The following is a 19,188-nucleotide window of genomic DNA, read 5'->3' on the forward strand; positions in this document are numbered from 1 at the left end:
TCAAGCAGAACGCCTTATTTAAGTGCTTTTCATTAAATCACGCAAGACTCACATTGATTGCTGCCAATTTCTTCAGCATCATCTGTAAATGTACGAATATAGTAAATTGATTTAATCCCTTTGTTGAACGCATAATGACGTAAAATGTTCAAGTCACGGGTTGTTTGTTTCGGTGTTTCTTTCCATTCATACAAGCCTTCAGGGATTTCTGAACGCATAAACAAGGTTAAACTCATTCCTTGATCAACGTGTTGTTGCGCTGTTGCGTAGACATCAATCACTTTGCGCATATCCATGTCGTAAGCAGAAGTATAGTAAGGGATTGTATCATTAGCTAAATAAGGCGCTGGATAGTAAATCTTACCAATTTTCTTCTCTTGACGTTCTTCAATCATGCGAGTAATTGGATGAATGCTGGCACTAGTATCATTAATATATGAAATTGAACCATTTGGCGCTACGGCTAAACGATTTTGATGATAAAGACCATCTTTTTTCACAGCATCGCGTAACGCAGCCCAATCTTCAGCCGTTGGAATCTGAATGTCTTTGAAGATTTCTTTCACTTTATCAAATTTTGGTGTAAAGTTGCCTTCAATATATTTATCGAAGTAAGCACCAGAAGCATAATCTGATTTTTCAAAATTATGGAAGACTTGGTTACGTTCTTTCGCAATTTGGTTACTTTCCATTAAAGTCCAGTAATTTAATAACATGAAATAAATGTCTGTAAAGTCTAATGATTCTTCAGAGCCGTATTCCATATGATTTTTAGCGAAGAAGGTGTGTAAGCCCATTGCGCCTAGTCCGATTGTATGGCTTAAACGATTTCCATTTTGGATAGTTGGCACGACATCAATTTCAGAAGCATCTGTTACAAAAGTTAACGCACGCGTCATAGCGCGGACAGATTTTCCAAAGTCAGGACTTTCCATTAAATTAACAATGTTAGTTGAACCTAAGTTACAACTAATATCTGTTCCTAAAACTTCATATTCTTGTTTCCCATTAATAACAGAAGGCGTTTGAACTTGAAGAATTTCAGAACATAAGTTACTCATGATAATCTTGCCATCAATCGGGTTATTTTTATTGGCTGTATCGATATTAATGATATAAGGATAGCCAGATTCTTGTTGTAATTTAGAAATTTCATTTTCTAAGTCACGGGCTTTAATTTTACGTTTACGTATGTTTGGATTGGCCACTAGGTTATCATATTCTTTGGTAATATCTACATAGGAATAAGGCACACCATATTCACGTTCCACACTATAAGGACTAAATAAATACATATCTTCGTTGTTACGCGTTAATTCGTAAAATTTATCTGGAACAATAACACCAAGAGACAACGTTTTTACACGGATTTTTTCATCAGCGTTTTCTTTTTTAGCAGATAAGAACATTTCAATATCTGGATGGAAGACGTTTAGATAAACAACACCAGCACCTTGACGTTGACCTAATTGGTTAGAATAGCTAAAGCTATCTTCAAATAATTTCATAACAGGGACAACACCACTTGCTGCGCCATCATAACCTTTAATTGGTGCACCTGCTTCACGTAAGTTTGAAAGGGTAATTCCTACGCCACCGCCGATTCGTGATAATTGTAGTGCAGAATTAATTGAACGACCAATGCTGTTCATATCATCTGTTACTTGAACTAAGAAACAAGAAACCAATTCACCTCGACGTTTACGCCCAGCGTTTAAGAAAGAAGGTGTGGCTGGTTGATACCGTTGATGGATCATTTCATCCGCCAATGTTAAAGCCAATTCTTCATCGCCATCCGCAAAATACAAGGCATTAAAGGCAACCCGATCTTCATATGTTTCTAAATACTCTGTTCCGGCATTGTTCTTTAAAGCATATTGAGAATAGAATTTATAAGCCGCCATAAAAGACTTGAATTGGAAATGTTGTTCATCTAAGAAAGCATATAATTTTTCAATAAAGTCCATTGAATATTTTTCGATGAATTCAGTTTCAATAAAATCTTCTTTCATTAAAAAGTTGATTTTTTCCTCAGCAGAGCTGAATTTACGTGTATTCGGTTCTACATTTTCTTTAAAGAAGGCTGCGAGTGCTTCTTTATCTTTATTTAAAGGGATTTGACCATCAACAGGACGGTTAATCTCGTTATTCAGTTTGAAATAGCTGACATCTTTAATTTCTTTTAGACTCAATTTCTTCCACTACTTTCTTAAAGGTCTCCACGTCTTCGTCCGTTCCGCTAAACTCAAAGGAGTATAGAAGCGGAACGTGGTAATCGCGGGCAATATCTTTGGCGGTATAGACAAATAATTCAGCAAAATTACGGTTGCCCCCACCAGCTACACCAACTAACAGTTCTTGGTTACTTTTATAATCAAGAAAGTCATTCACCACCTCTGTAATTTCTGCATCATAGGTAGGAATGACAAGAATAAAAGGCTCATTTATTTCAAAAAAAGGATTCGCTGGCTCGAGTTCATAAGCAGACAAATCCAATTTTTTAATAAAGCGCCTCGTTTGACCGGTTACTGAAAAATAAACAAGTTTCATCTTAGCTAGCCAATTGTTTTAATTGGTCTGGACGGAAGCCAACAACGGTTGTTGCTTCAGATGTGATGACCGGTACGCTTTGGAATCCTTGTTCTTTTAACCAGTCGATAGCTTCTGGTTGTGCGTCGATATTGATTTCTTCAAAAGCGATGTTATTTTCACTTAGGAAACGTTTCGCCATTTTACATTGGATACAGTTATTTTTTGAAAAGATTTTTACGTTCATTGAAAGTTCCTCCTCTTTTTTTCTACATAAACTAGTATAAATCTATGTAGAAAAAAGTCAACACTTTAACACTATATATTGTGGTGCGTTTTTCTCATAATACTAGTTTTTGTGTTTTTGAAAGAAAAATGAAAACACGTGAATCCTCGTTTTTGGGAGAAAAAACACATTGGTCAGTGTTTGACAAACAAAAAAATTAAAATTTTGAAAGAGAACATTTAGTGAAAAAATACTAAATCTTGTGTTGACTTTTGATTTAGGCACAAGAAGAAAAAATAAGCAGATTTGTTATTGAATGAACGGGAATTTATAGTAGCTATTAACATAAAAAAACAAGAGCTGACTTTTTTTAGAAAACGTAACCTGAAAAAAGTGTCTCTATATAGAAGGAAAATAGAAGAAAGCAGGAGATAGATTCAGAAATTCATTGACTTTCCGCTTAAGCAAGCGTATTCTTTTAATTGAGAACGATTCTCATTTTCGTTTGAAACTTTTTCACATGGAGGGAAGTAAATGATTACGTTAGCGCAGGCAGAAGTTGGGAAAGTCTATACAGTCGAAACCGTCCAAGCAGATGCTCAGACAAAGAAACATCTAAACAATTTAGGTGTCGTAGCAGGCCAAGCGGTTGTCCTTGTCAATTATCAGAATCAAAATGGTATTGTTTTATTACATAATAGTCGGATTGCGCTAACAGATACGATTTTACAAGCGATTCATGTGGAGGAGCGCTCGGCGAATGAGAAAGTTTGGGTCTCCTTGGATACCTTGAAAGTTGGAGAACGCGCTACGATAGTAGGTATCCACGGACAAGGAGCAGTGAAACGGCGGTTGATGGACATGGGCTTAACAAAAGGAACAGTAATTTTTATTCGCAAAGTGGCTCCTTTAGCTGATCCAATTGAAATCAATGTACGTGGCTACGAACTAACGTTACGAAAAAGTGAAGCGGAGCTGATCTTGGTTGAGAAGGAGGAAAGCGAATGACTCAGCAAATTGCACTAGCCGGCAACCCTAATAGCGGTAAAACAACAACATTCAATATGTTAACGGGAGCCAACCAATATGTTGGAAATTGGCCAGGTGTAACTGTGGAACGCAAAGAGGGAGTGGCAAAGAAAGATAAGACACTCATTATTCAAGATTTGCCAGGGATTTATTCTCTTTCTCCTTATACGCCTGAAGAAATTGTGGCACGAGATTACCTTTTGGAGGACGAACCTTCAGTGATTTTGAATATTCTCGATGTGACCAATTTGGAACGGAATCTTTATTTAACAACACAATTAATTGAAACAGGGTTACCGGTTGTTTGTGCGTTAAACATGATGGATTTACTGGAAAAAAATGGCCAAACATTAAATAGTGAAAAGTTAAGTTATGGCTTAGGCGTGCCTGTCGTTGAGATTAGTGCTTTGAAGAATCGTGGGTTGGATCATGCCTTAAAACAAAGTAAGCAGCGAGCCAATGCCATAGAGACAGAGGTTATTTATCCTTCTTATGATAATCGTTTAGAAGCAGCCCTTGCTGAAATTATTGATATTTTAGGGAATACTGTTCCTGAAACGCAACAGCGTTGGTATAGTTTAAAACTTTTTGAACGAGATGTTCGAACTAAAGAGCAATTATTATTGAGTTCTTTTCAAGAAAAAGAAATTGAAGAAGTCATTCGAATTACTGAAAAAATCTTTCAAGATGAAAGTGAAGCGATTATCATTAATGAACGCTATGCCTTTATTGCTCGATTAATTGCTTTGTGTGCGACGAAAAAAACAGAAATGACATTTACTCACAGTGATAAGATTGACAGAGTGGTAACCAATCGGTGGTTGGCGTTGCCAATCTTTGCGTTTGTGATGTGGTTGGTCTATTACTTGTCTATTCAAACGGTTGGTACAATGGGGACAGACTGGTTAAACGATGTCTTTTTTGGAGAATGGGTTCCTCAATTTGTGGGAAGTTGGTTGGCGCAATGGCAAGTAGCGCCATGGATGCAAAGTTTAATTTTAGATGGGATCATTGCAGGTGTTGGGGCTGTGTTAGGCTTTTTACCACAACTGGCCGTCCTGTTTTTATGTTTAGGTTTTTTAGAAGATTGTGGCTATATGGCACGGATTGCCTTTGTCATGGATCGTTTGTTTCGGAAATTCGGCCTATCTGGTAAGTCGTTTATTCCAATGTTAATTGCGACAGGTTGTGGGGTCCCAGGCGTGATGGCTAGTCGAACGATTGAAAACGAACGCGATCGGCGAATGACTATTATGGTCACGACTTTTATGCCTTGTTCGGCAAAGCTGCCAATTATCGCTCTGATTGCAGGCGCATTTTTTCCTAACCAAAGTTGGGTCTCGCCTTCTGCTTATTTTTTAGGGGTTGCTTCCATTGTGTTGTCAGGGATTGCTTTAAAAAAGACCAAGTATTTTTCGGGAGATCCGGCGCCGTTTATTATGGAACTTCCCGCCTATCATTTGCCACAGTTTAGAAGTGTGGTTCGACATGCTTATGAACGATGTCGCTCATTTGTAAAAAAAGCAGGAACGATTATTTTTGTTTCCAGTATTCTCATTTGGTTCATGTCCCATTATTCTGTGACGTTTCAACCTGTTCCAGAAAGTCAAAGTATTCTAGCATTTCTAGGTAAAGGGTTGGCGGTGCTATTTATCCCATTAGGCTGGGGCAATTGGCAAGGAGCAGTTGCCACAATTACAGGATTGATAGCAAAAGAAAATATTATTGGCACCTTGGGTATTTTATTTGGCAATGTGAAAGATGTTTCTGAAAACGGGGTAGAAGTCTGGGGCGCATTGCAACACACCTTTACACCAGTCGCAGCCTATTCGTTCTTAACTTTTAACTTATTATGTGCACCGTGTTTTGCTGCAATTGGCGCAATTCGCCGTGAAATGGGAGACCTTAAATGGACATTAGGAGCCATTGGTTATCAATGTGGTTTGGCTTATATGGTTAGTTTTGTGATCTATCAATTGGGCCATGTATTAGTCGAAAAAGGCACACTAACTATTGGGACTTTTTTAGCGATGGGCGTTGTTTTAGTTGGATTTTATTTCCTTATAAGAAAGCCAAAGCCAGGCAGAGAAAGCGTCCAAGCAATCACTTCTTTAGAAAGAGGGTAAGAACGAATGGCAACAATTATTTTATCCATTTTAATTTTTGGAACAGCAGGAATCATCACCTATCGACGAATTAAAAAAGGAGCAAGCTGTGAAGATTGTCAAACAGCCTGTCCTGTAAAAAAAGAACAAGCTTCACAAGAATAACAGGTTAAAAAAATTCCCTCTTGTATAAATAATAGCGGAGTGCTACAATATTGAGGTAGCTGAAAAGCCATTTTATACAACGGGGGCATAGCTCAGTTGGTTAGAGCATCTGACTCTTAATCAGAGGGTCTAGGGTTCGAATCCCTATGCCCCCATTGGGTGCCAAACCCACGAGAACGGTATTCTGTCGGCGTCTTAGGACGTTTCGAAGACGGAGTACGCGTTCTCTTTTTTTATCTAAAATGTTGAGTGTCGGGAGAGATATACTCATTAAATCGTTTAAAGAATGATTTGCTTAAAAGAAAGAAAAAGCACGTTATATAAAAAAGTTAAAAAATTTTCAGGCTAAAAAAGCGAATTTAACAAAAAGCGCACTTTTTGGTTCCTATGAAACGAAAAAGTACGTACTATACATCATATACGGCACGGTATATGATGATATCAGAAAACGTTAAAGGAGCGAATCAAATGATTACATCACTAGCAGATACAGTAATATTAAACAACGGCACTAAAATTCCAGGAATGGGCCTTGGGGTATTCCAAATACCAGATGAAGAGACAGCAAAAGTAGTCGAAGAAGGGATTATCAATGGTTATCGTTTAATCGATACAGCGCAAATCTATGGCAATGAATCCGGTACAGGAGCGGGAATTAAAGCAGGCTTAGCGGCAACTGGTTTGAACCGTGAGGACTTATTTGTTACCTCGAAAGTTTGGAACGCGCATATTTCCTATGATGAAACAATTCAAGCTTTCAATGATAGTTTGGAACGTTTAGGTTTAGATTATTTAGATTTGTATTTAATTCATTGGCCAGGAAATAATTCTTACAAAGAATCATGGCAAGCTTTAGAAACTTTGTACGCCGAAGGAAAAGTGAAAGCGATTGGTGTCAGCAACTTCCAAGTCCATCATTTAGAAGATTTACTTTCCTATGCAAAAGTTGTTCCAGTAATTAACCAAGTGGAACTACATCCAAAATTAGACCAAAAAGAAGTGCGTGATTTCTGTGAAAAACATGCTATTAAAGTCCAAGCTTGGTCACCATTGATGCAAGGTCAATTATTATCAAATGAAACAATTTTAGCGATTGCCGAGAATCATAATAAATCAGCAGCGCAAGTAATTTTACGTTGGGATATTCAACAAGATATCTTATTAGCTGTGAAATCTGTCCACAAAGAACGGATGATTAGCAATGCAGCGGTCTTTGATTTTGAACTAAGTGCAGAGGAAATGGCACAAATTAACCAATTGAATGAATCGTTACGTGTGGGACCAGATCCTGACACGTTTGATTTCTAAAAATTAACTAGGAGAAGAGACAATGAGTGAAGCAGTTAAAGGTTTTTCAGTAGTCAACCACGTGGGGATTACAGTCAGTAATTTGGATGAATCAGTGAAATTTTATGAAGCATTAACAGGAACCAAAATTGCAAATCGTGATGAAATTGGTGGAAAACGGATGGCCCAAACACAAGGGTTAGATGATACATTAATCAAGTATGCCAATGTACATCTAGAAAATATCAATATTGATTTATTAGAATATGTTACACCTAAATCAGAAAAAGCCTCTTATTCCAATGAACAAATTAGTGCAATGCATCTGTGTTTCGAAGTGGAAGATATTGATGTAGCGGTTGCCCGTTTAAGAGCGATTGGCGTAGAACCTGCTGGAGAGCCGATTACATTCCAAGAAGAAGATGGCTTGAAGAGCGGTTTTGGTACAAGTGTCGCTTACTTTACCGATCCAGATGGTACAAATTTAGAATTGATTGCTCCTAAAGGTCCATTTACCCGAAATTAAGTTAAAAGACTTTCAAACAAACATCAAAAAGAACCCCTCATTCTAGTACCAGTAACTAGAATGAGGGGTTCTTTTTATTTTTTAGACAGAAGCAGCCAAAGAAAAGATATTCCAAATCCTTAATTGATGGTATACTAAAACGTAACAAATAAAGGAGGAAGACAATTGATTCTTAGTGTCTTAACAGTTATTTATTTTATTAATGCAATTATTGCGGGAATTACCATCTTGTTAAAACCTCGAGATGTAGCAGCAATTTGGGCATGGTTACTCGTACTGATTGCTCTACCCGTTTTTGGTTTTTTCTTATATTTATTCTTTGGTCGAGGCTTGACCGACAAAAAGAAATTTTATTTGCAACAAAGTGATTTACGGGAATTAGAGAATTTTCAGAATTTCCAAGAAGAAAGTTTTGAACTTTATAGTCAAAAGATGCCGACGGAGGAGCAACAGCAGTTTACAGACTTTTTCTCCTCGTTAAATAGGATGCCTCTGACTAAGAAAAATGACGTTGAGATTTTTACGGATGGTATGGAAAAATTCAATGCGTTGATGGCGGACATAAAAAAAGCTCAGCATTCCATTCATATTGAATATTATGCCTTTGTAACGGATCATATCGGCACCAAAATTTTGAACTTATTAGAAGAAAAGGCGGCTGAAGGGGTTGAAGTGCGGTTGCTTTACGATGCCTTTGGCTCAAAGGGCACCAAGGTTCATCATTTGAATGAATTGAAAAAAAACGGCGGTTTTGTCCAAACGTTTATTACTTCTCAAAAAGCACTCTTGAAGTTTCGTTTGAATTATCATGATCACCGGAAAATTGTCGTTATTGACGGAAAAGTAGGCTACATTGGTGGTTTTAATGTTGCCGATCAATATGCCGGAACGACTAAAAAGTTTGGCTATTGGCGGGATACGCATTTACGGATTCAAGGGCCAGCAGCCTCATTACTGCAAATGCGTTTTTTAATGGATTGGAACGTCTCTTCCCCTGAGAAAAATCGTGTGGCGTATCAATTGGATTATTTCTTTAAACTTGAAGCGTTGGTGCCAGAGGCAAATACATCAATTCAGATGATTGCAAGTGGACCTAACAGTGACCGTGAACAAATTAAATTGGCCTTTATTAAATTGATTACTTCTGCCAAAAAAAGAGTCTGGATTCAAACGCCGTATTTAGTTCCTGATGATAGTGTCTTGGCTGCGTTAAAGGTTGCTGCGGCTTCAGGAGTAGATGTTAAAATTATGATTCCAGATAAGCCCGACCATCCGTTTATTTATCGAGCAACACAGTATTACGGCCGCTTGTTAATGAAAGAAAATATTGAAATTTTAATTTATAACGGTGGTTTCTTACATGCGAAAACAATGATTATGGATGATGAAGTCTGCACAGTTGGTTCAGCTAATCAAGATATCCGAAGTTACAAATTAAACTTTGAAGCAAATGCTGTGTTATATGATAAAAAAATCATTGATCAATTAGAAGCAATTTTCTTAGAAGATCGAAAAAAATGTACAACAATGACTCCAGAAGTTGTTCGCGACATGTCAAAATGGTTGATTTTTAAACAACAAATTTCACGATTATTTTCACCAATTCTTTAAAACTGTTTTTCACAAAATGACGAACTTCTGATCAGAAGTTCGTCATTTTTCTTCGGGAATTTTATAAAAGTATAGAAAATCACAAAAAAAGTCAAAAAAATTTTTAAAAATATTCTTTAAGTTTTTTTGTTATTTTTTTATCTTTCGTTGCTGTTAAAACAATTTATTTTGTTTAAATATTGTTATTTTATTTTTGCGAAAAAAGGACATCTTTTGTAAAAGTAAAAAAAATTAAGCAAAGAGTGTTGACAAAAAAAACGAAAAGGAATATGCTACATGTACAAGTTAAATACAAAGCAATGACAGAAAAGCAGTAGAGAAATAACCACTGTTACAGAAAGCTAGTGGCGCTGGAAACTAGTACACGTTATTTATCGAATTACATTCTTGAGCTTCTGCCTACAGGGCACGGGTAACAGCGTTATTTGTTAAGAGGTATATAGTATTTTAAATAAACTATGTATAAATTTGGGTGGTACCACGAGAAATTCGTCCCTAAGTCGTTTCGACGACTTAGGGATTTTTTGTATTCTTTTTTGAATACGTGGCAGACCAAAGAAAATTTCGTGAACCCGTGTATACATAGAAATAAACACGGAATATCGTGTAAAAACAAGTGTGTTAATCGTTTTGTTTAATTAAATAAACGATTTCCTATAAAGAGATAATTATAAATATGGAGGGTGATAACATGAATATCATTGACGAGCTAGCATGGCGTGATGCAATCAATCAACAAACAAACGAAGAAGGACTAAGAGAACTTACAGAAAATACGAGCATTGCGCTATATTGCGGTGTCGATCCAACTGGAGATAGCATGCATATTGGACATTTAATTCCTTTTATGATGATGAAACGATTCCAATTAGCAGGTCATCACCCATACATTTTAATTGGTGGCGGAACTGGAACAATCGGTGATCCAAGTGGACGAACAACCGAACGTGTCTTACAAACGATGGAAGCTGTGCAACATAATGTGGACAGTCTCTCAAACCAAATGAAAAAATTATTTGGTAAAGATGCTGATGTCACAATGGTGAACAACTACGATTGGTTATCAGAACTATCTTTATTAGATTTTTTAAGAGATTACGGGAAAAACTTTAATGTCAACACGATGTTGGCAAAAGACATTGTCGCTAGTCGTTTAGAAAGTGGCATTTCCTTTACAGAATTCACATACCAAATTCTTCAATCAATTGACTTTTACACATTGCATAAAAAACATAATATTCAATTGCAAATTGGTGGCGCTGATCAATGGGGCAATATCACTGCAGGATTAGATTTGATTCGTAAAAAAGAAGGACCAGAAGCCAAAGTATTTGGGTTAACCATTCCCTTAATGTTAAAAGCAGATGGCACAAAATTTGGGAAAACAGCGGGTGGTGCCATCTGGTTAGATCCTAAGAAAACCTCACCATTTGAATTCTACCAATTCTGGTTAAACCAAGATGATCGTGATGTCATCAAATACTTGAAATTCTTTACTTTCTTAGATAAAGAAGAAATCGATGCGTTAGCTGAAAAAGTTGAAAAAGAACCAGGTAAACGTGAAGCACAAAGACGCTTAGCTGAAGAAGTGACACGATTTGTTCACGATGATGCAGCACTAGAAGAAGCGCAAAAAATTTCAGAAGCTCTTTTCTCAGGCAACATTAAAGACTTAACGATTGAGGAAATCGAGCAAGGGTTAGAACATGTGCCAACTGTTGAAATTACCAAAGATGCTAAAAACATCGTAGATTGGTTAGTTGACACAGAAATCGAACCATCAAAACGTCAAGCTCGCGAAGACGTGAGCGGAGGAGCTATAAGTATTAACGGTGACCGAGTTACCGATTTAGATTTTGCAGTCGATCCAACACAACATTTCGATGGAAAATTCGTTGTTGTACGGAAAGGGAAGAAAAATTACTTTTTAGCAAAAGTAATGGATTAGAAATTGATAATAATTTCACGAAGAGAAGACGTGTGATTATTTGATCAAAGTTAAAATTCTATTTCTCCTTACAGGTAGTGGTGAAACCGTTAATACACCTAATAAGAGTGGGATTGTACACACAATCCCACTCTTATTTTTTTTTATAATGGTTCTGACAAGACACCTTGTGAAAAAATTATAAAATTAAAGAGCTATGATAACTATTGTTATTTTTCTTCTTTACACTTTAGCCGTTTGGGTGTAAGTTGTGAATGCAAAATCTAATTCATTAAAATTTGTAAGGAGGAATTTTCGTATGAAAAACGAAAAATTAGCAAAAGGCGAAATGAACCTTAATGCACTATTCATTGGGGACAAAGCCGAAAACGGACAATTATATAAAGACTTGTTGATCGACTTAGTAGATGAACATTTAGGATGGCGTCAAAACTACATGCCACAAGACATGCCAGTTATCTCTTCTCAAGAACGCACATCTGAAAGCTACGAAAAAACTGTCAACCATATGAAAGATGTATTGAATGAAATCTCTTCTCGCATGCGTACACATTCAGTTCCATGGCATACAGCAGGTAGATATTGGGGACATATGAACTCAGAAACATTAATGCCTTCTCTATTAGCTTACAACTTTGCAATGCTATGGAACGGGAACAACGTTGCCTATGAATCTTCTCCAGCAACTTCTCAAATGGAAGAAGAAGTAGGACATGAATTTGCTCACTTAATGAGCTACAAAAATGGTTGGGGACACATCGTTGCTGATGGTTCTTTAGCTAACTTAGAAGGCTTATGGTATGCCCGTAACATTAAATCATTACCATTTGCTATGAAAGAAGTAAAACCAGAATTAGTTGCTGGCAAATCAGATTGGGAACTATTGAACATGCCAACAAAAGAAATTATGGACTTATTAGAATCAGCTGAAGATGAAATTGATGAAATCAAAGCTCATTCAGCTCGTTCAGGTAAACATTTACAAGCAATCGGTAAATGGTTAGTCCCACAAACTAAACACTATTCTTGGTTAAAAGCTGCTGATATTATCGGTATCGGTTTAGATCAAGTTATCCCAGTACCAGTTGACCATAACTACCGTATGGATATCAATGAATTAGAAAAAATCGTTCGTGGTTTAGCAGAAGAACAAATTCCAGTGCTAGGTGTTGTCGGTGTAGTTGGTTCTACTGAAGAAGGTGCCGTTGACTCAATCGATAAAATTATTGCTTTACGCGATGAATTAATGAAAGACGGTATTTACTATTATGTACACGTTGATGCTGCTTATGGTGGTTATGGACGTGCCATCTTCTTAGACGAAGACAACAACTTCATCCCTTACGAAGATTTACAAGATGTTCACGAAGAATACGGTGTCTTCAAAGAGAAAAAAGAACACATTTCAAGAGAAGTGTATGATGCATATAAAGCAATCGAATTAGCAGAATCAGTTACAATTGACCCTCATAAAATGGGGTATATCCCTTATTCAGCTGGTGGTATCGTTATCCAAGATATCCGTATGCGCGACGTTATTTCTTACTTCGCAACTTACGTATTTGAAAAAGGTGCCGATATTCCTGCGTTACTAGGTGCTTATATCCTTGAAGGTTCAAAAGCTGGTGCAACTGCTGCTTCTGTATGGGCTGCACATCACGTTTTACCTTTAAACGTGGCAGGTTATGGTAAATTAATTGGTGCTTCAATTGAAGGATCACATCATTTCTATAACTTCTTGAATGATTTAACATTCAAAGTTGGCGACAAAGAAATCGAAGTCCACACATTAACTCACCCAGACTTCAACATGGTTGACTATGTGTTTAAAGAAAAAGGCAACGATGATTTAGTAGCAATGAACAAATTAAACCATGATGTATATGACTATGCATCTTACGTTAAAGGAAATATTTACAACAACGAATTCATTACTTCACATACTGACTTTGCTATTCCAGATTATGGCAACAGTCCATTAAAATTTGTAAACAGCTTAGGATTTAGTGACGAAGAATGGAACCGTGCAGGTAAAGTAACTGTGTTACGTGCTGCTGTAATGACTCCATACATGAACGATAAAGAAGAATTTGATGTTTACGCTCCTAAGATTCAAGCTGCTTTACAAGAAAAATTAGAACAAATTTACGACGTAAAATAATTGAATCTTAAACGGAAAAAAGAAATGGTAACCGAATGTGGGAACGTTCGTCTGGTTGATTTATCTATTGAATAAATCAACCAGACGGCTAACCTCTTAACCAATTCTTTGTCTGGGTAAGAGGCAGTCGAATGACTGTTTTACTCAGCGTATAACAGTCATTCATGCTCCTTATCCAAAATCTTATAAGGAGTGTACAAAATTGGATAAACAACAAGTTAAAAAAATTGAATTAGGTACTTTTATCGGTTTAACAATGGCATTGTGTGCAACTGTACGTAGTATCCCAACACTTGCTGCTGTTGGTTGGACATTAATTTCTTACACAATTTTCGCGGTCTTATTCTTTGCTGGTCCAATCGCATTGATATCTGGTGAATTATCTACGATGCTTCCTCAAGAAGGTGGCCCTCAACTTTGGGTTAAAACTGCCTTAGGTAGCAAATGGGGTTTTGTTGTCGCTTGGTTACTATGGGTGCAAATGTTCCCAGGAATGGTAATGGTTGCTTCTACATTAGGCCCTTTGCTAGGTAATACATTTGGTAATGTTCACTTAGGTGAAAATCATTGGTTCGTATTAGGTTGTATCTTAGTGATTTACTGGATTATTACAATCTTGAACTTGAAATTTGATATGGCGAAAGTTGGCGGAAATATTGGTGTTTGGCTAGGTGTTTACATCCCAGTATTAGTTATGTTTGTTTTAGGTCTTCTTTCAATGATTAAAGTAGGCTTAACACCCGGCGGCTATTTAGGTGCCTTCTCTTGGTCAAAAGTTTTACCAAACTTAGAAAACATGGACACATTTAAATATCTAGCAGGGATTGCGTTTATCTTTGTTGGGATTGAAATGTCCTCTGTTTATATTCCTCGTTTGAAAGATGCAACAAAAAATTATACAAAAGGCGTTTTCATTTCATTAATTGGTTTAGTATTATTAAACGTTATTAATGCAATGTTTGTCGCTAATATTGTTCCGAATGGCAAAATGGAATTGTCTAACATTACACAACCAATTTTGCTTTATTGTGACGTTTTAGGCTTACCAACAATTATTGGTAATATCTTTAGTTTCATGGTCTTCTTAGGCGTGTTATTACAATTATCTGCTTGGGTTACTGGACCATCAAAAACAATTATTCAAGTTGCTCGTGATGGCTTATTACCACCAAAATTTGGCTTCCATCGTGAAAATAAATATGGCGTTTCTCGTAACGTTGTTATCACACAATCTGTGGTTATCTCATTATTCGCTTTACTTTATGGCGTAATGGATGATGTCAACGCTGTATTCTTAACTTTAACAAATGCCACAACAATTATTTATAGTATTGTGTATGTATTGATTGCGATTTCCCTAATTAAATTACGTAAATCTCAACCAGATACACTACGTCCTTACCGAATTGGTAAAAAAGGTAATGGCTTAGCTTATTTAGTGGCAGCAATGTTAATTTTTAGTGTTATCATTGTTATTTTTGCCACATTAGGTACAACAACCGTGACTGATGCAGTCTTAGTTGCATTAATCACTATTGTTATGTTTGTGATTCCGTTAATCATTAATCGCTTTAAAAAAGCAAGTTGGGCAACGGAAGTAAAAGAAGATTTAGGTGAATAAAAAGGCTAGCAATTATTTTGCTGAGTGCCTCTTCACCTGATGACTATAGTAAATTGTCGTTTGGAAACTGAAGCAAGTTCGATTATTGCTTCAGTTTTCGCTTTCCATAAAAGGAGGTTTTCATATGAAATCAACGAAACCCACTGTTTCGTTCGCTGAAAGTTTAGGCATTTTGATTGCCTTGTTAGCGATTCTCGGGTACTTAATTATTGGTCAAAAATTAACCCCTCACATACCGATTCTTTTTGTATTCATGTTGTTGTTGCTTTATGGCAAATGGAAAGGATTTTCTTGGGATGAGATCCACGAAGGCATTGTGGAAGGGATCAAACCAGGGATCATTCCGATTATTATTTTCTTGCTGATAGGTGTCTTAGTTGCTACTTGGATCTTGTCTGGGACGATTCCAACAATTATGGTCTATGGTTTTAAAATTATCTCAGTGAAGTTCTTCTTACCAACCGTTTTTGTGGTCTGTGCACTAGTTGGTGTGACGGTAGGGAGTTCTTTTACGACTGTTTCAACTATGGGGATTGCCTTTCTAGGTATTGGACATATTCTTGGATTCGACAATGCGATGACAGCCGGCGCAGTTGTTTCAGGTGCCTTTTTAGGGAACAACATTTCGCCGTTATCTGATACAACAAACTTAGCTGCTGGAATTGGTGGCGTGAACCTTTTTGAACATATACTAAACATGATGTACACTGTTATTCCGGCGTTTATTATTTCGATTGTCGGCTATATCTTCTTGGGGCATCAATCTGGTTCGGCGGATTTACAATCGGTTGACGCAATGGTCCAAACGTTACATCAAGGATTCTGGATTTCACCGATTACATTGTTGCCAGTAGTGGTTTTATTCTTATTCGCCTGGAAAAAGGTACCGGCTATTCCAACGTTATTAGTCGGCTCTACAGTGGCGGTCATCTTAGCTTTTATAAATGATCATCACCTAAGTTTAGCGAAAGTTTCTACCATCTTAATGAGTGGTTATGTGGCAGATACAGGGGACCAAAGTATTGATACACTTTTATCTCGTGGTGGGATTGAAAGCATGTTAGGTTCTGCTGCGTTGATTATTTTGGCATTAGGTTTAGGCGGCTTGTTGATTAAGTTTAACATCGTGGCGACTTTAATTGATAAAATTAAAGGCTATGTGAATAATCCAGCCAAATTAATCGCTTTAACTGCCTTAAGTTCTGTGGGAATTAACTTACTAGTTGGCGAACAATATTTGTCAATTATTTTACCAGGGGAAACATTTAAATCCTCATTTACTCGTTTAGGTATTGATAAAAAATATTTAACTCGTACTTTGGCAGATGCTGGGGCGGCAGTCAACTCGTTAATTCCTTGGGGAGTTAGTGGTACCTTCATTATGGGAACGTTAAAAGTTGGTGCACTAGAATACTTACCGTATGCCTTTTTCCCATTGCTTTGCCCTATTATCACCGTCATTTTGGGGATATTCTTAAAAAAACAACAAAGGGAAAACATAAAAGCGCCAGGGACTAACGCTGAATTGTGAGTTTTTTCAGACAATTAAACAATTAGAATTGGTTACGATTGAACCTCAGTGCATCTACTGATTGGTTCAATCGTTTTTTCGTCACAGAATTTTTACAATTCTTCATATAATCTTTGAAGCTCCTTAAAGGCAATTTAATTATTCTGAGTTATGATACAAAGGATCAATCAAATAGGTGGATGAACGTGGTGTTAAACTCATAGAGACTAACAGTAGTTTATTCTTGCTCAATGTTGAGGTGTAGGTTCGAATCCTACCGTCCACTTTCTGTTATTTAAACCAACTGGAACGAAACACAAACAAGTGACGGATACACATGATTAAGGTACAATAAGGGTAGGGAAAACAAGGAGGAATTCTTATGAAAAAGATAGGGCTTATTTCTAGTGCTTTTCTTTTAACCCTTGCTTTAGCAGCATGTGGCGGCGGAAAAAGTACAGAAAATAAGAATAGTCGTTCCAGTGCTGTGGAAAGTACCACAGTCGAGAGTACGAAAGCCTCTGCTACAAAAGAATCGAGTAGCAAAGCAGCAACAAAATCTAGTGATGTGAAACCGTCAGGAACAACGACAGCTGATTCAAAAGCAACAGCTTCTTCTACGAAGGAAGCGGCAAATAATGGCTCAGCAGAAAAACAATCACCAGCGAAAAATGCGAATCCAGATGACCAAGCCAACCAAGTGCTTAACCAGCTAGCAAACATGTTTCCTGGTCAAGGCTTACCGCAGGCAATATTAACGAGTCAAACGAATAACTTTTTAACTGCAGCGACAACTTCACAAGCGGATCAAAATAATTTCCGTGTTTTATATTATGCAGAAAAAGAAGCGATTCCAGTGAATGATGCACGTGTCAATCAGTTAACGCCAATTAGTTCTTTTGAGAAAAAAACATATGGCTCTGATGCCGAAGCCAAAAATGCAGTGAACCAAATCGTTGACAATGGCGGTCAACCAGTAGATTTAGGTTACAATATCACTGGGTATAAACAAGGGGCGGCAGGTTCTAGTTATTTATCTTGGCAAGAAGGCAATTGGAGTTTAGTCGTACGGGCCTCAAATATCAATGGTGAATCGCCGGATGATTTAGCGAAAAATGTTGTCAACATTTTGGAACAAGAAACATTACCAGCACCGAATACCGTTGGTCAAATCACACTGAACGTGGCAGGAACCACTGACTATAATCGAAACTCAGTAGTTTGGCAAGCCGGTACAGTAGTTTACTCTGTCCATCATTTTGACCCAATTCAAGCAGTGAAGATGGCAACATCGATGTAATTAATAAAAAGAAGGTGTGGGACAATGTTCATTGTTCCACACCTTCTTTTATTATTTTTGTTCTGTATAACCTTGTGACTCCACCAATTCTTGGCTTTTCTTCATGCTAATTCCCTTAGAAGAGTCTCCATCAATCTGGATACCCTCCACTTTTTTGGCTTTATCATAATCAAGTTTTTCATAATTAATCGTCAATTTTTCGATGGCTTGTTTGTCTTCATAAGTCAGTTTGTAATTAAGCCCTTTGATGTCCTCATATTGTTTAGAAACGGGTTCCAAGGCTGTTTTTGCCTCTTCTTTTGTAATCCCCAATTTGTCATAAGAAACAATGTTTTTAGCCGTTTGCGTTAAGACTTTATCTCCTTGGTACGTATAGGTTAAGGTGGAATCAATCCCATCTTGTGGCGAACCTACAAAGGTTTTTGTCTCTATTTTTGAACCGCAACTTGCAAGAAAGAATACCCCAATAAAAATTAAAAATACGCGTAAAAACTTTTTCATTTCTAGATAACCTCCTTTAGCTGTTTATTCTTGACTGTAACATAACACGGCAAATAATTACTGTTAAGTAGAAAGCTTGTGAGAAGTCCAGCAAATAAAAAAACTTGCCTCTTCTCATAAAAATGAAGAGGCAAGTTTTTTATTTAGTAATATCACTTAAATCTGGTTGTGAGTGAGCCAACCGACTGGCAGCCGCAGCCGCAATTGCGCCCACGATATCATCCAAGAATGTGTGGACATGTTCGCCATCATGCGCATTTAACTCTTTTAAAATGCCTGGTTTTACCTTGTCGATATACCCATAGTTCGTAAAACCGATAGATCCATAAACATTTACAATGGAGAGCGCCATAATTTCATCAATGCCATAAAGCCCTTCATCTTCCGTTAAAATTTCTTGTAACGGTGAGAGTAGCTTGTTTTCTTCCGCCAGAATATCCAGTTGGACGCCCGTAATAATCGCGTTGTGTACTTCACGCTTTGTTAACACGGCATCAATACTTTCTAAACAAGTATCTAATGTTAAATTATCAATATAATCTTTTTGTAAAAATAACACAAGTTCAGCTAAATCATTCATTGTTACGCCACGTTCTTGCAATAAACGACGTGCGCTATTTTCTAACGTATCTCCTTGGATTACCATTTTTTGTCCTCCTAATTTCTGCT

16 protein-coding genes, 1 tRNA gene and 1 other annotated feature are annotated in these 19,188 nt (G+C 37.0%); of the genes, 12 read left to right on the top strand and 5 right to left on the bottom strand.

All coding sequences use genetic code 11. The annotated features are described in order from the left end of the window. Positions 1 to 32 precede the first annotated feature (32 nt). Genes nrdE through IGI87_RS02190 form a run of 3 tightly spaced genes read right to left on the bottom strand, consistent with a single transcriptional unit; the run spans position 33 to position 2,776 of the window. Positions 33 to 2,192 (bottom strand): class 1b ribonucleoside-diphosphate reductase subunit alpha, encoded by a 2,160-nt coding sequence (nrdE, locus tag IGI87_RS02180; protein ID WP_002355358.1) that lies wholly within the window; start codon positions 2,190 to 2,192, stop codon positions 33 to 35. Then, a complete protein-coding gene (nrdI, locus tag IGI87_RS02185; protein ID WP_438736143.1) occupies positions 2,173 to 2,550 on the bottom strand; it encodes a class Ib ribonucleoside-diphosphate reductase assembly flavoprotein NrdI in 378 nt (125 codons plus the stop codon). Before nrdI ends, nrdE begins: the two co-directional genes overlap by 20 nt. A 1-nt stretch (position 2,551) precedes the next feature. Further along, on the bottom strand, positions 2,552 to 2,776 hold the full coding sequence (locus IGI87_RS02190) for a redoxin NrdH (protein ID WP_104854703.1): 225 nt from the start codon (positions 2,774 to 2,776) through the stop codon (positions 2,552 to 2,554). Positions 2,777 to 3,289: 513 nt separating this feature from the next. Here IGI87_RS02190 and IGI87_RS02195 point away from each other — a divergent pair. The 12 genes from IGI87_RS02195 to IGI87_RS02250 all read left to right on the top strand — a co-directional run bounded on the left by IGI87_RS02195 (position 3,290) and on the right by IGI87_RS02250 (position 18,018). After that, positions 3,290 to 3,763, top strand: coding sequence for a ferrous iron transport protein A (locus tag IGI87_RS02195; protein WP_104854704.1), 474 nt, complete (start codon positions 3,290 to 3,292; stop codon positions 3,761 to 3,763). After that, on the top strand, positions 3,760 to 5,910 hold the full coding sequence (gene feoB / locus IGI87_RS02200; protein ID WP_104854705.1) for a ferrous iron transport protein B: 2,151 nt from the start codon (positions 3,760 to 3,762) through the stop codon (positions 5,908 to 5,910). Before IGI87_RS02195 ends, feoB begins: the two co-directional genes overlap by 4 nt. A 6-nt stretch (positions 5,911 to 5,916) precedes the next feature. Beyond that, positions 5,917 to 6,054: a FeoB-associated Cys-rich membrane protein gene (locus tag IGI87_RS02205; protein ID WP_104854706.1), complete on the top strand. Its 138-nt coding sequence runs from the start codon at positions 5,917 to 5,919 to the stop codon at positions 6,052 to 6,054. An 81-nt stretch (positions 6,055 to 6,135) separates the two neighbouring features. Further along, positions 6,136 to 6,209: transfer RNA gene (locus IGI87_RS02210), tRNA-Lys, on the top strand. 277 nt (positions 6,210 to 6,486) lie between these two features. After that, on the top strand, positions 6,487 to 7,362 hold the full coding sequence (locus IGI87_RS02215; RefSeq protein ID WP_280211457.1) for an aldo/keto reductase: 876 nt from the start codon (positions 6,487 to 6,489) through the stop codon (positions 7,360 to 7,362). A gap of 22 nt (positions 7,363 to 7,384) precedes the next feature. After that, positions 7,385 to 7,867: a VOC family protein gene (locus IGI87_RS02220; protein ID WP_438736145.1), complete on the top strand. Its 483-nt coding sequence runs from the start codon at positions 7,385 to 7,387 to the stop codon at positions 7,865 to 7,867. A 165-nt stretch (positions 7,868 to 8,032) separates the two neighbouring features. Further along, positions 8,033 to 9,478, top strand: coding sequence for a cardiolipin synthase (gene cls, locus IGI87_RS02225; RefSeq protein WP_104855074.1), 1,446 nt, complete (start codon positions 8,033 to 8,035; stop codon positions 9,476 to 9,478). A 290-nt stretch (positions 9,479 to 9,768) separates the two neighbouring features. Beyond that, positions 9,769 to 9,978 (top strand) — a binding site (T-box leader). A gap of 191 nt (positions 9,979 to 10,169) precedes the next feature. Continuing rightward, positions 10,170 to 11,426: a tyrosine--tRNA ligase gene (gene tyrS / locus IGI87_RS02230; RefSeq protein WP_104855073.1), complete on the top strand. Its 1,257-nt coding sequence runs from the start codon at positions 10,170 to 10,172 to the stop codon at positions 11,424 to 11,426. Positions 11,427 to 11,724: 298 nt separating this feature from the next. Beyond that, positions 11,725 to 13,587 (top strand): tyrosine decarboxylase, encoded by a 1,863-nt coding sequence (gene tdc, locus IGI87_RS02235; RefSeq protein WP_002355450.1) that lies wholly within the window; start codon positions 11,725 to 11,727, stop codon positions 13,585 to 13,587. Positions 13,588 to 13,789: 202 nt separating this feature from the next. Further along, on the top strand, positions 13,790 to 15,208 hold the full coding sequence (gene tyrP / locus IGI87_RS02240) for a tyrosine-tyramine antiporter (RefSeq protein ID WP_104855072.1): 1,419 nt from the start codon (positions 13,790 to 13,792) through the stop codon (positions 15,206 to 15,208). A gap of 124 nt (positions 15,209 to 15,332) precedes the next feature. Continuing rightward, on the top strand, positions 15,333 to 16,739 hold the full coding sequence (gene nhaC, locus IGI87_RS02245; protein WP_438736146.1) for a Na+/H+ antiporter NhaC: 1,407 nt from the start codon (positions 15,333 to 15,335) through the stop codon (positions 16,737 to 16,739). A gap of 361 nt (positions 16,740 to 17,100) precedes the next feature. Further along, positions 17,101 to 18,018 (top strand): hypothetical protein, encoded by a 918-nt coding sequence (locus IGI87_RS02250; RefSeq protein ID WP_438736147.1) that lies wholly within the window; start codon positions 17,101 to 17,103, stop codon positions 18,016 to 18,018. Between the two features lie 51 nt (positions 18,019 to 18,069). Here IGI87_RS02250 and IGI87_RS02255 read toward each other — a convergent pair whose 3' ends face one another. Next, entirely contained in the window at positions 18,070 to 18,519 is a 450-nt protein-coding gene (locus IGI87_RS02255) for a YehR family lipoprotein (RefSeq protein WP_104855069.1), read from the bottom strand. 139 nt (positions 18,520 to 18,658) lie between these two features. After that, positions 18,659 to 19,165 carry a phosphatidylglycerophosphatase A family protein gene (locus IGI87_RS02260; RefSeq protein WP_010710809.1) on the bottom strand — a complete coding sequence of 169 codons (507 nt, stop codon included), beginning with the start codon at positions 19,163 to 19,165 and terminating at the stop codon, positions 18,659 to 18,661. Between the last annotated feature and the right edge of the window lie 23 nt (positions 19,166 to 19,188).

It is taken from the genome of Enterococcus sp. DIV1444a (assembly GCF_051712125.1).
Taxonomy (GTDB): domain Bacteria; phylum Bacillota; class Bacilli; order Lactobacillales; family Enterococcaceae; genus Enterococcus; species Enterococcus faecalis.

What these genes read in the sequence shown, in the direction of transcription:
- IGI87_RS02190 (WP_104854703.1), bottom strand. Translation starts at nt 2,776, where the DNA reads ATGAACGTAAAAATCTTTTCAAAAAATAACTGTATCCAATGTAAAATG.
- tdc (WP_002355450.1), top strand. Translation starts at nt 11,725, where the DNA reads ATGAAAAACGAAAAATTAGCAAAAGGCGAAATGAACCTTAATGCACTA.
- IGI87_RS02205 (WP_104854706.1), top strand. Translation starts at nt 5,917, where the DNA reads ATGGCAACAATTATTTTATCCATTTTAATTTTTGGAACAGCAGGAATC.
- feoB (WP_104854705.1), top strand. Translation starts at nt 3,760, where the DNA reads ATGACTCAGCAAATTGCACTAGCCGGCAACCCTAATAGCGGTAAAACA.
- IGI87_RS02215 (WP_280211457.1), top strand. Translation starts at nt 6,487, where the DNA reads ATGATGATATCAGAAAACGTTAAAGGAGCGAATCAAATGATTACATCA.
- IGI87_RS02195 (WP_104854704.1), top strand. Translation starts at nt 3,290, where the DNA reads ATGATTACGTTAGCGCAGGCAGAAGTTGGGAAAGTCTATACAGTCGAA.
- nhaC (WP_438736146.1), top strand. Translation starts at nt 15,333, where the DNA reads ATGAAATCAACGAAACCCACTGTTTCGTTCGCTGAAAGTTTAGGCATT.
- IGI87_RS02220 (WP_438736145.1), top strand. Translation starts at nt 7,385, where the DNA reads ATGAGTGAAGCAGTTAAAGGTTTTTCAGTAGTCAACCACGTGGGGATT.
- tyrS (WP_104855073.1), top strand. Translation starts at nt 10,170, where the DNA reads ATGAATATCATTGACGAGCTAGCATGGCGTGATGCAATCAATCAACAA.
- IGI87_RS02250 (WP_438736147.1), top strand. Translation starts at nt 17,101, where the DNA reads ATGAAAAAGATAGGGCTTATTTCTAGTGCTTTTCTTTTAACCCTTGCT.
- IGI87_RS02260 (WP_010710809.1), bottom strand. Translation starts at nt 19,165, where the DNA reads ATGGTAATCCAAGGAGATACGTTAGAAAATAGCGCACGTCGTTTATTG.
- nrdI (WP_438736143.1), bottom strand. Translation starts at nt 2,550, where the DNA reads ATGAAACTTGTTTATTTTTCAGTAACCGGTCAAACGAGGCGCTTTATT.
- IGI87_RS02255 (WP_104855069.1), bottom strand. Translation starts at nt 18,519, where the DNA reads ATGAAAAAGTTTTTACGCGTATTTTTAATTTTTATTGGGGTATTCTTT.